Consider the following 15,808-nt stretch of genomic DNA (forward strand, 5'->3'; position numbering starts at 1 on the left):
AATCAGTATTAAATTACTTTTCATAAAAAAATTTGCTAAGTTGTAATTTTGATTCTTGTTTTTACATTCCGAACCCTTTTAATATATCTTCTGCATTGATATAATGATGAAGACTACCTTAAGTCATATAAAAGCAGATATAGGAAGTTTACCGGGACATACAACCGTACACCCGGACGTTGAAAATACTGTTAGAAAACATATAAATGAACACGGGAAAGGGATAATTTGGGACAGTTTTGTAGGTCATATAGGAGACGATATTCAGATAACCACGGCTCATGGGAATGGCGTTAATGCATCAGAGGTGCACAAACTTGCATGGGACGCATTCAAAGCTGGAACTGAAGTTGCAAAGAACCTAGGTCTTTATGGGGCTGGACAGGACCTTTTGAAGGATTCGTTTTCCGGGAATATAAAGGGCATGGGTCCCGGTGTGGCTGAAATGGAGATTACTCCAAGAAAAAGTGAACCATTCATAGTTTTCATGATGGATAAAACCGAACCTGGAGCTTTTAACTATCCAATCTTCAGAATCTTTGCCGATCCTTTTAACACACCAGGCCTGGTCATAGATAATAATATGCATTCTGGTTTCCGATTCGAGATATGGGACATTGTTAAGGCAAAGTCAATTTTTCTTGACGCTCCTGAGGAGATGTATGACATTATTTCCTTAATCGGAACTAAGGGCAGATACGTTATAAAGAGAGTGTTTACGAAAGAGAACCACGAGAAATTGCCCAATGAAAATGTAGCAGTTATTACAACTGATAAGTTATCATTCATAGCAGGGGAATATGTGGGAAAGGATGATCCAGCTGGAATAGTCAGGATACAGTCTGGGTTACCTGCTTCAGGGGAAGTTATGGAAGCCTTTACGCACCCATATCTAGTATCTGGATGGATGAGAGGATCTTTTAATGGCCCATTGATGCCTGTTGGAATGAATCAGTCAAAAATGGTAAGGTTTGACGGCCCTCCAAAAGTCGTGGGACTTGGCTTTGTTTACAAAGATAAAAAACTGGTCGGACCGATTGACATGTTTGACGATCCTGCATATGATAATGCTCGGGCCAAGGCAAACGATATCGCCGATTATATAAGAAGGATGGGGCCCTTCGAACCACATCGTCTTCCAGAGGAGGATATGGAATACACAACTCTTCCCAAGGTACTTGAGAAACTTGAAGGTAGATTCAAGGAGATCGAAGGCCAGGACAAAAAAGGTGAAATACACGAATCTACTCTTGACATGGACTAAGAAGACAAAATGAGTAGACAACCTGACTGGGATCAATATTTTATGGGGATGGCCCATCTGGCCTCCCTCAGATCTAATTGCGTAAGAAGAAGCGTTGGAGCGGTAATTGTTAAAGACAAAAATGTTCTTGCCACTGGTTACAATGGTCCTCCAAGCGGAGCTCAACATTGCGACGTTGTGAGCTGTATCAGAATAGATATGAATATTCCTTCTGGAGAACGACATGAACTTTGCAGAGGTCTTCACGCAGAACAGAATGCCATTATCCAGGCTGCTGTTCACGGAGTGAGCATAAAGGATTCCGTTATTTATACAACGACTCACCCCTGTGTTGTTTGTGCGAAGATGATCATAAATGCTCAAATACGTGAAATTATTTATGCTGATGGTTACCCTGACGAGCTGTCTCAACTGATGCTGTTGGAGAGTACAGTTAAGACAAGAGAGTTCAAGATGACGAGAGAAGATCTGATTGAACTGCTTAAGATCGGGTCTGACCTTAGGCAGTGATCCTTAATGAGTTCAATAATAACAGGTTTAATCGAGTATATAGTAAATTTGATAATATATGTCATAAGAACTGCTAATTATCCAGGAATCTTTTTTTTAATGTTTCTGGAAGGGCTGCTTTTACCAATCCCATCGGAAGTAGTAATGGCCTTTGCAGGATACCTATCGCTTACTGGTGAATTACCAAATTACTTTGGTGTTCCAGCGGTAATTCTGGCTCTCATTGCTGGAAGTGTGGGGAACGCAGTAGGTGCCAGTGCGGCCTATGGAATAGGATATTATGGAGGCAGACCGGCCATTTTGAAGTTTGGAAAATACATAAAACTTGACCAGAATTCCCTGAAAAAAACTGAGGAATGGTTCAATAAATATGGGGAAATTTCAGTTTTCTTTACAAGGCTAGTCCCAGTATTTAGGACGTTTATTTCAATTCCAGCAGGGCTTGCCGAAATGAATTTCAAAAAATTCATAATTCTTACCTTTGTCGGGACGGTAATCTGGGACTCTGTGCTGATATATCTTGGCTACATACTTGGAAGTAAATGGGAAGCTATTCTTAGCGCCTTCAATGACTATTCCTATATATCAATAGCTGCCGCATTGATAGTTCTGATTTATGTTTACCGGAAGCTTTCTGCAAGAACACGAAGAAATAACTCAAATAGTGAATAGATGAGCCCATTTGTAGTACAAATATTTACAATTTGTATTAAACATACATTAGTTATTTTTTTAAGGATTAACAAATCAGTTAGAAAGAATTTATATCTACTAATTAATAGGGTGTCAAGGTTAGATAAATGCCATTTGCAGAATCAATAGAAAGGAGATTAAATAAAAAGATCTGTATGAGATGTGATGCAAGGAATTCAGTCAAGGCCACCAGATGCAGAAAATGTGGTTATACAGGACTTAGAATGAAGGCAAAGGAAAGGCGCGGTGGCCAGTGATATTTAGTGGACAGTAAACCTCTGAAAGCGGGAATATTGAGAATGGAGGGCACGAACAATGATTCGGAAGCTTTCCGTTCATTCCAGGAGGCTGGACTCGATCCACAATACATCCATATTTGGGAAATAGAACATTCCAAGGTAAATCTTGAAGATTTCAATGTTCTATTCATACCGGGAGGTTTTTCTGCGGGGGATTATGTAAGAGCAGGCGCCATATTTGCAGCCAGATTGAAAAATTCTTCTGAACCGATCCTAAGGAGGATGGTTGAGGATGGCACACCAATTATTGGACCATGTAATGGGTTCCAGGTTTTGACAGAGACCGGAATGATAGGTTCATCCTACGGTAGACGAGATATTGCACTTGATGTAAACAGAAGCGGAAGGTTTGAGTGCAGAACAATATTCATAAAATATACAGGTAAAAGCAAATTGTTTGACGGAATAATAAGTAGAGACGAGATTTTTGAAGTCCCTGTAGCCCACAAAGAAGGCAACATAAGATTTATGAATGATTCCATAATGGAAAAGATACTGGAGGAAGAGAGAAATCTCTTTACATATGTTAATCCAGAGGGTGGTGAGGCTGAATATCCCTGGAATCCAAACGGATCAATTCACGATATAGCCGGCATTTCAGGGGAGTATGAAAACGTTATAGGTCTGATGCCTCATCCTGAAAGGATATATTACCCATATCAGCTTTCTACAAATGGCAGACGAGAAAAAGCAAGACCATTTGGAGAAATATTCTTCTCTGCAATTAAGAACTATATTCAAAGAAAAAATTAGACTTCTGGGTGCTCCTTTTCAATTCTTTCTAAAAGACTTTCAACATTTGCCTTGAATTCCTCCAATGTTCCATCATTTACAATCATATAATCTGATAATGATATTGCCTTTCCAATTCCCCAGGATAACTCCCTTTCATCCCTCTTGACCAACTCATCCATTTCCCTTATGTCGTCAGGTCTGCTTCTTCTTATTATCCTTTTCAACCTTTCATCCCTATCGGTATGAATAGCTACCAGAACAAGATTTGGACTGACTTTCTGGAAATAATTGAATTCTTCCATGTTACGAAGACCATCCACAATTACATGATTTTTTTCCTTTATCTCCTCTACCAATCTTCGGGCCCAGATATCCATACCATACAGTTCCCTTTCCCTGTTAGAAAAGGAACCGATACTCCCATCGTTTTCGTTGACATTGTTCATTTTCGCATACTTTCTCACTATGTCACCCATATGGTAATCCTTCCAACCATGGGTTCTTGCTACCTTAATAAATTCGTCCTTCCCTGATCCTGGCATTCCAGTAATTATAAGCATTGGCTATGTTTATGTCTTGAAAGTTAATAATACATTCTCACTGATGATGAATCTCGGTTAAGCAAATCAATAAGAGATAAACCAATAAATACCACATTTCGAAAAATAGATATGTGTATAGTAATATGGTTTTCCAGGGACAGGTGGCAGAGCGGTCATGCGTGGGACTGCAGATCCCATTTACTAGGGTTCAAATCCCTACCTGTCCTCTTTCTTGATGTTTTGCCTTAATTTGCGAGAGTTAGAGTTACCAAAGATTTCTTTTTCCAAAGCTTGATGAAAATAATTTATCCCATAGTTTTGGAAATAATTAGATATGATCACATAGAATGCTAATTAATTTGCTTAAATAAATGGGTGAGATCATGAAGATGCTTCAAACAAGATATCATTCACGATTACACAAGATTTAAAATCCCATGCAATTGATAAATCAAAAAGTAAACAAATTCCAAGGCTGAAAAATAATAGATTTATTTGTTTTTTTCATTTTTTCTACCTCCACATCTGGCCATCTTTTAATGGTGTAATTTTGAAGGATCGATTCTTTTGTCATGATCTTTACAGAAATATTTGGCCTCCCACCAGCATAAATATCAATGGGATACATATCATTCAATAAGGGATTGTAAATTGATCCTCAGTCTATGATTTTCCTTACAAATATTAGGGAATCATTTATCTTCATTGAACTGCATCTCTCTTTCAAGGTATGATCAATCAGATCACTCATACTTTGACACGGGATTTTCAGGAGTTAAATGCTGTGGTTCTAAATGACTTGTTGTTGGAAAACTCAAAAGTGAAAATGGAAGTAATTAATTATAGAACATTTTCTTCAGATCTCATAGGAAATATGAAATCATGGGTGATACTTAAATTCCTCAAACGTTTGAAATTAATGGGTTGATTACACTAATGCCGGGTATTTTATGAAAGTCCTTCTCATTTTCAGTTATTATGAGGTTTATTCCGTGTTCTTTCATCGTTTCGGAGATCAAGGTATACAAGAAAGGTGCCCTGAAAGCAAGGGAGCTCTTGAGGGCGTTCTTTACGGTCGCTTCATTATAAGTGATCTTAATCCAATTTTCACAATCCATGAACGATTCAACTATGACCATAGCCGAATTCTCATTAACATCAAGCCTGCGTGTCATGGCATTATACAATTCCACCAAGACCTGAATGGATATGACCCCTTTCTTCCTCCCCAAAAAAACATCCTCTACTATTTTTTTGCAAATTTTCCTTTTAACTGGTTCATTAAGATCATATGCATAGATCAAAATATTTGTATCATAAAAAATGTCATCTTTCATAGAGATCTTCCCTTTTGAAATCCCACTTCTTCATCATTATTCCATTTTCAAGCAGCATGAGATTTTCACTGAGTGCATCCTGATTGCCCTCTTTAAGCCAGTTTTCCATTGCCTCGTTCAAAGCCTTAGCTAAAGACCCTTTTCTGTTGCCGAACTTCAACCTTGCCTTCTCCCTGAACCTCTTTTCAATTGACTCGTCAAGATTTACAGTCACTGTTTTTGTCATAGACTCAATATAGATTTACATGTTATAAACATTTACATTGATAAATAATACATGTACACAATTCAAAGGATTCCACAAAACAATACCGAAAACCTCTTTCCTGATTTTATTATCTGTATTTATGGTCTGCCGCATTCAGTTTTTCTGGAATTCCGAAGGTTCAAAGTATTTTGAGATCCATTGACCTACATATGGGACCGAATTAAATTTGAAAGATTCAGGGAAATCCTATCTGATCTCAATGAAAATGCCAAGGGGAAAAATGGAGGATCAGATTATGATCCGGTTCTTATTTTAAAAATAATACCTCTTCAACAATGCTACAATCCCTTTAATTCATCTATAATGATGAAGATTAGAGACATGAATCCATTCTCAGTTTTCCTCCATATTCCGAGAATATTTCCGCCAGAGATAATGTATGATATTCCCGTGAGCGTTTACATAGAAACAGATAGGAAGCATCTGATATTCAATAAAATAAAAGATAAGGCTGTGGCCAGATGAATCCACGTTAAGAAAGGTACAATGAAAGATGCTTCATTCATCAAGTCAGAAAGAGGAGAATATGGCAGATCAGGATTATAGTTATCAAATAAGCACAGAACGAGAGATGGAAAATCAGCAACAAAAGGATCTAAATGAATTCTTCAAGTTTATGGTTCATTTCTTTCCTGTAATGATGTTAAAAATGCCGACATTTAAGGTGAAACATTCTCAAAAGGAATTTGCTTCAAGCTTGTAAGTATAAGATTTCTCAACAAAACTGCATAAGCCTTCAACATTCAGGAAAATTCAGGTAGAATTAGAATAAAACTAGCATTATTCCGGTATCGTTTAAGCATGTGAAATATGATTTCACTGCTGTTATGCCAAATCAATGAAAAAAGGAGATTTTGAAAATCCCTTCAATTTTATTTATATTATTATATTTAACTTTTACAGTTTTTCCTCAGTCGATCATTCTGATCCTGTGGAAATCTATCAAATATTAAATTAGGATACAATATTGAATTTTAAATAAATTGTTTTCTATCTAATCAAAAGAGCCCTAGTGATGAGACATGAAAATTAATAATATATGTAGGAATGTTAACATTTGACATATAGATTGATCAATTTTCATCTTCCAATTTCAAACTTGAAATTTCAGCGTTTTAAAACTTTGAAAACTATTTTAATAACGAATCAATACCCAGTATGATGAAAAAAATAGACATCAACATTACAGTTGGTGGCCCTCAAGGAGGAGGTATTGATACATCTTCCAATATGATCAGCAGGGCCTTTGCACAGTCAGGTTATTATGTTTTTGGTGTTAGAGAATACCACTCAAATATCAAAGGAAGACACAGTTACACCCACGTAAGGATAAAATCTGAACGACCCCGTTCCTTAAAATATCCTGTGGACTTTCTGGTTGCTCTTGACCCAGACAGCATTTTTGAACATCTGGAGGATATAGGACCCGGTACAAAGATAATTTATGATAGCAGTATTGAAAAAGCTGAATTATCACAGGCAAGAATGATCATGAGAGATACCGCCAGGAAGATAAAGGAAACTCTTGATGAGGAGAAATTCCCCAATACCATTGCAGGGGCGGTACAGTGGATGAAATCAAAGGGTGCAGTTCCACTATCCATTCCCTTCAACAATGTTGTTCAGGATGCCATAAAGGAAGGTGTACCCAGTAGATATTTCAATACTCTTGGAGCTGCACTGACACTTGCAATAGCAGGTGTTGACAGAAAATATATGGAAGAGAGTATAAGATTAGTATTTGCAGGAAAGGATAAGATTATTGAGGAAAATGTAAGAGTAGTTGATGCTGCATACAATTACTGCAGAAATAATGGATTACTCGGAGAAACACTACCATACATTGAACACTCAAAGAGATTCATGATCACCGGCAATGATGGGGCTGCAATTGGAAAAATTATGGGTGGCTTGAGAATGCAGACTTACTATCCAATTACACCGGCCAGTGATGAGAGTACCATAATGGAGGAACACAATTACATTAAGTGGATAGATGCAGAGGCAAGCAAGCTTAAGGACGCGGGTGTTGTTGTAGTGCAGACTGAGGATGAAATATCAGCTGCAACCATGGCTAGTGGAGCTGCGGTTACAGGAACAAGAGCCGCAACTGCAACAAGTGGTCCGGGTTTTTCGCTCATGGCTGAGGCCATTGGGTTTGCAGGAATTGATGAGATACCTCTTGTCATAACACTCTACCAGAGAGGAGGCCCTTCAACGGGTTTACCCACAAGAAACGGCCAATCAGATCTTTTGTTTGCGATGAATACAGGTCATGGTGAATTCCCAAGAATAGTTCTTTCCTCTGGAGATGTGGAAGAATGTATCTATGATTCCATGAAGGCTCTGAATTATGCACAGAGGTATCAAATGCCAGTTCTGCACCTAATTGACAAAAATCTTGCGAACACAACTGACTTTGTCTCACTTATAGATCCAAAGAAAGTGCCTGTTATGGCCCAGAAATTAGAACCACATGGAACGAACTTTAAGAGATATAATCTGGATACAAAGAATGGTATCTCCAATCTTGGAGCATTTGGTAAGGATATATTCTGGATGACAGGTGATGAACACGATGAACTCGGCCACGTAACAGAAGATAGTGACATAAGAGACAGGATGATGGAAAAGAGATTCAAGAAACTGGAAACAGCAGATCTCGAGATTCCTTTAGAGGATAAGGCAATACTTTACGGAGACCCGAAGGCAGAGATTACGTTTGTAACCTGGGGAAGTCAGAAAGGACCCATCCTTGATGTAATTGATTTACTTAAGGAAGAGGGTATCAATGCCAACCTGCTTTACCTCAGGATGTTCATACCATTCCCCACAAAATTTGTGAAGGAAGTTCTTTCCAAGGCTAAGATAATAATTGACGTGGAAAGCAACTACATTGGTCAGGCCGCTTCAGTGATCATGGCAAATACGGGAATAAACATTGAAAATAGAATTCTGAAGTATAATGGTAGACATATGACGGAGGATGAAATATATCAATCCGCTATTGAGATAATTAAAAATAAAGGAAATAAGATTGAAAAGGTGTTGAAACATGGCGCATAATTTTAAGACGGATCTTACAATAGACTGGTGCCCTGGATGTGGTGATTTTGGAATAGTCACATCCATTACATCAGCGATGACAGAGCTTAACCTGGACCCACTGGGTGTTGTTATGGTTTCAGGAATAGGTTGCTCGGGAAAGACTCCACATTACATAAATGTGGCAGGGATGCACACCCTCCACGGAAGGGCCATCCCATATGCAACTGGAGTCAAACTTGCAAATCCAAAGCTCAAGGTGCTGGTAACAGGAGGAGATGGCGATCTGATGGGTATCGGAGCTGGGCATCTTGTTGCGGAAGGGAGAAGAAACTCCGGAATAACCATAATGATATACGACAATGAGGTTTATGGTCTCACTAAGGGACAGGCTGCTCCAACAATGCCAATCGGAGAAAAAACAAAGAGTCTATCAAAACCTAACATATTTACGAGACTGAACCCAATTGCGCTGGCTCTTTCTTCCGGTTACAGCTTTGTGGCAAGAGGCTTTTCTTTTGATATGAAACAGCTCAAAGAAATAATAAAGAAGGCCATAAATCATCCAGGATCAGCAGTAATTGATATACTGCAGCCCTGCCCTACATACAATAACATAAATACAATGGAATGGTACAAGGAGAGAGTCTACAAATTAGAGGACGACAACACATGGAACCCTGTGGTCACTCAGGAAAACGCATCAGAGGCAGAGGACAAATTCTCAAAGGCAATGCTTAAGGCTCAGGAGTGGGGTGATAAAATACCGACTGGAATATTCTATCAAAACAGCGTCATAGAACCATTTACAAAGAGAATTAATAGAAACGTGCCCAACTACCTGGACATAACCCCGGCTGAGCAGGTCATAGCAACTGACGCAGGCTTCACAGTTGTTGATCCTGAAAAAACATTCGAAGACAAAATAATAGGTTAATCATTTTTTATGATTGTACCTTCATATTTTTTGCCCATAAGACAGTTTTCCAGATTTTGAAAATTTTTTCCTGACATAAGGTGAATATTTAAGCCAGCCCTCTTTCCTATGAGAAGTGAAACTGAGTCCAGAAATTGATTACTTCCAGCTCCTGAATAGCTAGCTAGTGAAATTTTAAAGGCCTCCTCGTAGGTCAGTTGTTCATATTTGATCGCATCCTGGTTCTTCTTTGGGTCATCACTATAAACTGCATCCACAGATGTAATGTTAATTACATCCCTTATTCCGGCAGATTCGGCAAGCAACATGGATACTGTATCTGTTGTATGACCTGGGACAGTACCACCCATTATAACTATTCCATTTCTGTTCAGAACGGACAAACCCTCTGTTATGGATTCAGGAATGGTCTCCTGAGGTGTGCCCATGGATGCAACAAGAAGCATCGCATTCATTCTGGTAGCCCTTATACCTATCTCGTCAAGAAAGAAATTATTTCCAGTATAGTTTCTCATTGCCTTAACATAATTTCTGGCAGTCATACCGCCTCCGACCACTATTCCGACCCTTCCTGTTTCCATTCTTTTTATGGTGTGAACGAAGTTGTTTATGAAATCAACATCAATCTTATCCGGGTTAACCATAGAACCCCCAAGGGATATTATAAATTGCTTCATGAAATCGATTCATCAAAGTTATATAGTATTATAAATTTTCTAAGTTATGGCAAACGACGAGAAACAGCTCAGAAGATATGAGTTCAAGAAAGCTATGGAGGAGCTTTCAAATTTAAAGGGACGGGGGACAGAGCTGATTTCTTTATACATACCTCCGGATAAACAGATTTGGGATGTTGTTCAATATTTAAGAGAAGAGTATTCAACTTCATCAAACATAAAATCCAAATCAACGAGAAAGAACGTTCTATCTGCAATAGAATCAATTATGTCGAAGCTGAAATATTATAAATCTCCTCCTGAAACTGGGTTGGTATTCTTTGTGGGTCATGTGCAAAAGCGAGGGGATCAGACTGAGATGTTCAGTGAGATCATAGAACCTCCGGAGCCTATTCAGACATTCATATACAAATGTGATTCGCAGTTTTATACAGAGCCATTGCTTGTTCAGTTAAAGGCCAAGGATGTCTATGGACTGATTGTCATAGACAGAAAGGAGGCTACTATTGGCTTCCTAAACGGAACAAACATAGTTACAGTAACAAATGAACAGTCTCTTGTACCGAGCAAGCATCATCAGGGAGGTCAGTCTTCGAGGAGATATGAAAGACTTATTGAGATTGCAGCCAATGAATATTTTAAAAAAATAGGCGAAATAGTTAACAACACCTTTATGCCAATTATTAAAGATATGAAAGGCATTTTCATAGGAGGACCTGGATCTACAAAGAACTATTTCTTCGAGAATGGATATATGTTCAACGAAATTACAAAAAAAGTGATCGATCTTTATGACGTTGGATACACAGATGAATCTGGATTGAGGGAACTGGTTGAAAAAGCAGCAGAATCCATGAAAGACCTTGAAATTGCAAGAGAAAAGGACCTTGTAAACAGATTTATGAAAGAGGTGAGAAAGGGTGATGAAGGCCTTGCGGTTTATGGTGAATCTGAGGTTCATAAAGCTCTGGAAATGAAGGCAGTTGATATTTTGCTTATTTCTGATGGAATAAGAAGGACAAAATACTACTATAAATGCCCGAACTGCGGCCATGAGGAGGTTTTTAACGCAAGACCTGAGGATAACACCTGCCCTGCATGTGGATCAGCAATGGAACTGGATCACGAGGACGATTTTGTAAAAACACTGTACAAGCTTGCAGAAGATTCAGGTGCTACAGTAGAAATGATTGGAGAAGAGAGCGACGAGGGAAAACTCCTGAAAAAGGCCTTTGGTGGTGTTGTGGGAATTCTCAGGTACGTACCACAAAAAGAGGCACACTCATCGTAACATTTTCAATTTTGCTACATCAAGGACCAGATAATCCTTCCCCGCTACTATAAGATCGAAAGGTATGATGTATCTCCCGTTTTCATCCTTCTTCAATGATACAAGTCGTGGGTCCCTGGGTACTGCAAGTATGCTCTGTATTTTTCCGGTTTTCTGATCAAAAACAAAGTCATCTATTGTACCGACTATTGTTCCATCGCTGGTGCCAATTTGAGTACCAACAACCTTCCTTAACCTGATCTTCATGAACAATCAGTGCTTATTACAATAAAAATTTAATTGTAGAGTCCACTCTGCTCTACCTGTTTTCTTCTTTCTCTTACGCTTTTTCCCATATTCTTGGAGAGGTTCTCATAGAATTTAATAACCTCGTCGTCAACTGATGGCTTAATGGTCTTCATGGCGTCGTTGAAATTTTCCTGTGTCACGGTTGTTGCATCAGGGTCTGAACGATATGCCATCATACCCGCTTCCCTGCATAGATTCTCCAAATCTGCACCCACATATCCCTCGGTCAATTCAGCGATCTTTTCCAGATTGACATCAGGAGCCAGAGGCATATTCTTTGTGTGAACCTTTAAAATCAAGAGTCTCGCCTCTCTGTCTGGTGGTGGAATATAGATCATCTTGTCAAAACGACCTGCCCTTATGAGTGCTGAATCGAGAATATCCGGCCTGTTAGTTGCACCTATAACAACAACCCCCTGCAGGACTTCAACTCCATCCATTGATGTCAGAAGCTGATTCACAATTCTTTCAGTCACACCGGAATCCGTTCCCCCTCCACGTCTTGGGGCAATTGAGTCTATTTCATCAAGGAATACTATGGAAGGTGCAACCTGCTTTGCCTTCTTGAATATTTCCCTCACGGCCTTTTCGCTCTCCCCTACCCATTTGCTAAGTACTTCCGGGCCCTTTACAGATATAAAATTGGCATTGCTTTCATTTGCCACCGCCTTTGCCAGCAGAGTCTTTCCCACACCTGGTGGCCCATAAAGGAGGAAACCTTTTGGTGCGCGTATTCCAAGCTTCTTAAATACATCTGGTCTAAGTAGAGGAAGCTCAACGCTCTCTCTTAATTCTCTCTTGACATTTTCCATTCCACCTATGTCATCCCAGTGGACATCTGGAATCTCTGCCATTACCTCTCTTAGGGAACTTGGCTCAATGGTTTTCAGAGCTTCTCTGAAATCGTCCGCATTTACCTCCATCCTTTCCAGTATTTCGGTAGGAATTGGCTTATCAAGATCAATTTCAGGAAGATATCTCCTCAAGGCGTTCATGGCGGATTCCCTGGCAAGAGCCGCCAGATCTGCGCCAACAAAACCATAGGTAAGGTCTGCTATTTCGTCTATGAACTTTGCCTTTTCCTCCTCCTCCATACTGAAAGGCATTGCCCTGGTGTGGATTGATAGTATCTCCTTTCTTCCTTTTTTGTCCGGAACACCAATGTTAATCTCTCTGTCAAATCTTCCAGGTCTTCTTAAGGCTGGATCCACTGCATCTATACGGTTAGTTGCTCCAATAACAATAACGTGCCCTCTTTCCTTCAAACCATCCATCAGTGTTAGTAACTGAGCAACAACCCTTCTTTCAACCTCTCCCTGCACCTCTTCCCTCTTTGGCGCTATGGAATCAATCTCATCTATGAATATTATGGATGGCTCCTTGTCCTCGGCATTTGTAAATATCTCCCTTAGCTTCTGTTCACTTTGTCCGTAATATTTGCTCATTATTTCCGGACCATTAATTGGGAAGAAGTTTGCACCTGATTCGTTTGCAACCGCTCTTGCAATTAAGGTCTTACCGGTTCCGGGAGGTCCGTATAAGAGGACTCCTTTTGGAGGTCTTATACCCAATCTCTCAAATAATTCCGGATGCTTTAATGGGAGTTCTATTATCTCCCTTACCTTGCTCAGCTGATCGCTTAATCCCCCTATATCTTCATAGCTGATCCTTGAAACATCTTCCAGGAGTTCTGATGCAGCATCTTCCTTTATTTCAATTCTGGTAGTCTCTCCAATCTCCACAGGTACCTTTGATGGCACCGTCTTTACAACTTTAAAAAGAAGTCCCGAATGACCTGCAAGTGTCAGACCGGGAACACTTATGTTATCCTGCTCTATCATTGGTCTTCTCAGAAGAGTTTTCTGAACAAAATCATCTATCCCTTCACCAAATTTCAGTTTCTGTTCCTTTCTTATAATTGGTGCCAGAACAACCCTGCTGGCTACCTCGACCTTAACTCTTCTCACTCTTACCTTATCACCAATTGAGCACCCACAGTTATTTCTCATCACACTGTCAATTCTTACTATTTGCTTATTTTCATCCTCCGGTCTCGCCCTGAATACTCTTCCAACGGTCTTCTTTGGGTTCTTTTCGATCTCAACTACATCACCTATTTCCACTCCGAGGGCAATTCTTGATTCTTCATCCAGCCTTACCCTGGACATTCCAGGATCAGTAGCGTTGGCCTCTGCTACTCTAAGTATAATACCTTCTCCTGTTGAGTATGCCATGAACCATAAAAGCTAAATGAGTATATAATCCTAAAGAAAAAATGATGGGAAAACTAGCGGTTGACTAAATTCGCAATAAATACATACAATCCATTTAAATATTATTCAATAAGATCATATCTACAAAGAATTTTTAAAAATAAATAGAATATTTTTGAACCATAGTCCTGAAAGGACTAAAAAATAAGATCAAATTCATATTTTGAGATTTGCCATCCACATCATGTCATCTGGCACGCCATGGTTTTCAATGATGTGTTTCATAACAAGAGCGCTTGGTCGAAGCTCCCTCTCCTTTGTTTCCAGATTCACTCCAATTAACCCAAAACGTTTTGAAAAACCGTTTCCCCATTCATAATTGTCTGTAAGTGCCCAGTGGAAATACCCTTCAACCCTGGCACCGTCCTTAATGGCTCTTTCCACATTGTAAAGATGAGAAACCACATATTTTGGTCTGTATTGATCTATGGCGTCTGCCATACCATTTTCGGTTACCATCATTCTCATGTGATATCTGTTGTGATAGGACATTAAAACATTATAAATCCCCTCTGGATAAATTTCCCATCCCGTATCACTTGTAGAGCGCCCATCCTTCGATTTTTTTCCCTCTCCTGTGGCATGCCCGAGACCCAGGACTATCCTCCATCCCGACGGATCAGAACTTCTCTCCACAACATCCCTGCTATAGTAATTGACCCCTATCCAGTCCAGATGGCCTTTCATATCATCCCTTATATCTGGATCCTTTGAGAATCTTTCATCTCCCTCAATATCCTTATTATACCAGCTCAAATCCCCTTTAACTATTGCATCAAAGAAAGAATAACGCATCTGAAATTCTACCATATTTTTAAGTTCCATATCCTTCCCATCCATCGGTTGAAAATCACCGTTGGCATATATTATTCCCACATCCTTTGAAGAATATTGCCTGAGAGCGTCGTAAGCTCTTGCGTGAGCCTGGGCGAAATTCCTTTTTCTTCTGGAAAAACCGCCTCTTGAAAAATCTCTGCTGCATCCCTGAAACACCATGTTTGGCTCATTCATTGTTGACCACCTATCAGCCAAGGAATCAAAGGTTTTTCCGATAAAAGCTGCATACTTTGCGAATTCAATTGTTATCCTTTCGTCAAAACATCCACCTATGGCCCATTCCTTATCTTTACCAGATATAAGTGAAGGATCATTTAGCCATTTTGGAATGGTCCAGTGATAGAGATTTATGACCAGATAGAAGCCTCTCTCCTTCAGATCCTTAAAAATTTCACTGTAATGCTGAACTCCATACTTATCAGCCCTTTCTGCGAGCTGTTTCATTGCCTCCCGATTTATCACAATTTTTCTGATTGCATCTCCCTCTTTTTCAACATCAACCTTTATATCTTCAGTGGATTGTGGAAAAATTCTCGACCATTCGATTCCTATTCTTGCGGAGTTCATTCCCATAAACTGTGCATAATCATGATCCTTTTTGTAAAGGTCCCAGTATGCGGGGCCATTTTCAGGAAGGTCGCCAGATACATAGTGTTTTTCAATATTTTTTTGATCATGGGACCATATGAACCAGTCCGAATTGGCATCAACATGGGACAGACCCATTTCAAACTGAAACCCAGCCTCTGAAAAACCAAATTTAAAATCCTTCGGAAACATCGTTTCACATAGGTAGAACATTATTTATAATT

17 protein-coding genes and 1 tRNA gene are annotated in these 15,808 nt (G+C 39.4%); 11 read left to right on the forward strand and 7 right to left on the reverse strand.

Annotation, left to right across the window (positions count from 1 at the left end):
- The first annotated feature begins 106 nt into the window (after window positions 1-106).
- The 5 genes from fbp to purQ all read left to right on the forward strand — a co-directional run bounded on the left by fbp (window position 107) and on the right by purQ (window position 3,519).
- A complete protein-coding gene (gene fbp, locus ACNF42_RS03090; protein ID WP_443338935.1) occupies window positions 107-1,264 on the forward strand; it encodes a fructose-1,6-bisphosphate aldolase/phosphatase in 1,158 nt (385 codons plus the stop codon).
- Window positions 1,265-1,273: 9 nt separating this feature from the next.
- On the forward strand, window positions 1,274-1,774 hold the full coding sequence (locus ACNF42_RS03095) for a deoxycytidylate deaminase (protein ID WP_443338866.1): 501 nt from the start codon (window positions 1,274-1,276) through the stop codon (window positions 1,772-1,774).
- 6 nt (window positions 1,775-1,780) lie between these two features.
- Entirely contained in the window at window positions 1,781-2,446 is a 666-nt protein-coding gene (locus ACNF42_RS03100; protein WP_443338869.1) for a DedA family protein, read from the forward strand.
- 128 nt (window positions 2,447-2,574) lie between these two features.
- The gene (locus tag ACNF42_RS03105) at window positions 2,575-2,724 is read left to right on the forward strand and encodes a 50S ribosomal protein L40e (RefSeq protein WP_443338871.1); all 150 of its coding nucleotides are present in this window, start codon (window positions 2,575-2,577) and stop codon (window positions 2,722-2,724) included.
- 6 nt (window positions 2,725-2,730) lie between these two features.
- On the forward strand, window positions 2,731-3,519 hold the full coding sequence (gene purQ / locus ACNF42_RS03110) for a phosphoribosylformylglycinamidine synthase subunit PurQ (protein ID WP_443338873.1): 789 nt from the start codon (window positions 2,731-2,733) through the stop codon (window positions 3,517-3,519).
- Here the strand turns inward: purQ and ACNF42_RS03115 are convergent.
- Window positions 3,516-4,061 carry an AAA family ATPase gene (locus tag ACNF42_RS03115; RefSeq protein ID WP_443338875.1) on the reverse strand — a complete coding sequence of 182 codons (546 nt, stop codon included), beginning with the start codon at window positions 4,059-4,061 and terminating at the stop codon, window positions 3,516-3,518. The genes purQ and ACNF42_RS03115 overlap by 4 nt on opposite strands.
- A gap of 137 nt (window positions 4,062-4,198) precedes the next feature.
- On the opposite strand from ACNF42_RS03115, the gene ACNF42_RS03120 reads away from it, so the two are divergent.
- A tRNA-Cys gene (locus tag ACNF42_RS03120) sits at window positions 4,199-4,270 on the forward strand.
- 675 nt (window positions 4,271-4,945) lie between these two features.
- On the opposite strand, the gene ACNF42_RS03125 is transcribed toward ACNF42_RS03120, so the two are convergent.
- A complete protein-coding gene (locus tag ACNF42_RS03125) occupies window positions 4,946-5,380 on the reverse strand; it encodes a PIN domain-containing protein (RefSeq protein ID WP_443338878.1) in 435 nt (144 codons plus the stop codon).
- On the reverse strand, window positions 5,370-5,606 hold the full coding sequence (locus tag ACNF42_RS03130; RefSeq protein WP_443338881.1) for a hypothetical protein: 237 nt from the start codon (window positions 5,604-5,606) through the stop codon (window positions 5,370-5,372). The genes ACNF42_RS03125 and ACNF42_RS03130 overlap by 11 nt, the downstream gene beginning before the upstream one ends.
- 180 nt (window positions 5,607-5,786) lie before the next feature.
- Between ACNF42_RS03130 and ACNF42_RS03135 the strand changes: the two genes are divergently transcribed.
- The 4 genes from ACNF42_RS03135 to ACNF42_RS03150 all read left to right on the forward strand — a co-directional run bounded on the left by ACNF42_RS03135 (window position 5,787) and on the right by ACNF42_RS03150 (window position 9,630).
- Window positions 5,787-6,113 (forward strand): hypothetical protein, encoded by a 327-nt coding sequence (locus ACNF42_RS03135; protein WP_443338883.1) that lies wholly within the window; start codon window positions 5,787-5,789, stop codon window positions 6,111-6,113.
- Between the two features lie 61 nt (window positions 6,114-6,174).
- The gene (locus ACNF42_RS03140) at window positions 6,175-6,351 is read left to right on the forward strand and encodes a hypothetical protein (RefSeq protein ID WP_443338885.1); all 177 of its coding nucleotides are present in this window, start codon (window positions 6,175-6,177) and stop codon (window positions 6,349-6,351) included.
- 458 nt (window positions 6,352-6,809) lie between these two features.
- Entirely contained in the window at window positions 6,810-8,714 is a 1,905-nt protein-coding gene (locus ACNF42_RS03145) for a 2-oxoacid:ferredoxin oxidoreductase subunit alpha (protein ID WP_443338887.1), read from the forward strand.
- Window positions 8,704-9,630, forward strand: coding sequence for a 2-oxoacid:ferredoxin oxidoreductase subunit beta (locus ACNF42_RS03150; RefSeq protein WP_443338890.1), 927 nt, complete (start codon window positions 8,704-8,706; stop codon window positions 9,628-9,630). Before ACNF42_RS03145 ends, ACNF42_RS03150 begins: the two co-directional genes overlap by 11 nt.
- Here ACNF42_RS03150 and pyrH read toward each other — a convergent pair.
- Window positions 9,627-10,307 (reverse strand): UMP kinase, encoded by a 681-nt coding sequence (gene pyrH, locus ACNF42_RS03155; protein ID WP_443338892.1) that lies wholly within the window; start codon window positions 10,305-10,307, stop codon window positions 9,627-9,629. The two genes, ACNF42_RS03150 and pyrH, sit on opposite strands and share 4 nt — an antisense overlap.
- A gap of 46 nt (window positions 10,308-10,353) precedes the next feature.
- Here pyrH and prf1 point away from each other — a divergent pair, with 46 nt between their 5' ends.
- Window positions 10,354-11,598, forward strand: coding sequence for a peptide chain release factor aRF-1 (gene prf1 / locus ACNF42_RS03160; RefSeq protein ID WP_443338895.1), 1,245 nt, complete (start codon window positions 10,354-10,356; stop codon window positions 11,596-11,598).
- Here the strand turns inward: prf1 and ACNF42_RS03165 are convergent.
- The 3 genes from ACNF42_RS03165 to bgaS form a co-directional block, all read right to left on the reverse strand.
- Window positions 11,590-11,844 (reverse strand): PRC-barrel domain-containing protein, encoded by a 255-nt coding sequence (locus tag ACNF42_RS03165; protein WP_443338898.1) that lies wholly within the window; start codon window positions 11,842-11,844, stop codon window positions 11,590-11,592. The two genes, prf1 and ACNF42_RS03165, sit on opposite strands and share 9 nt — an antisense overlap.
- 29 nt (window positions 11,845-11,873) lie before the next feature.
- Window positions 11,874-14,120, reverse strand: coding sequence for a VCP-like ATPase (gene vat / locus ACNF42_RS03170; protein WP_443338900.1), 2,247 nt, complete (start codon window positions 14,118-14,120; stop codon window positions 11,874-11,876).
- A gap of 195 nt (window positions 14,121-14,315) precedes the next feature.
- Window positions 14,316-15,776 (reverse strand): beta-galactosidase BgaS, encoded by a 1,461-nt coding sequence (gene bgaS, locus ACNF42_RS03175; protein WP_443338902.1) that lies wholly within the window; start codon window positions 15,774-15,776, stop codon window positions 14,316-14,318.
- Window positions 15,777-15,808: the final 32 nt, after the last annotated feature.

Origin of the sequence: Cuniculiplasma thermophilum, assembly GCF_052315355.1 — an archaeon.
In the GTDB taxonomy this organism is placed as follows: domain Archaea; phylum Thermoplasmatota; class Thermoplasmata; order Thermoplasmatales; family Thermoplasmataceae; genus Cuniculiplasma.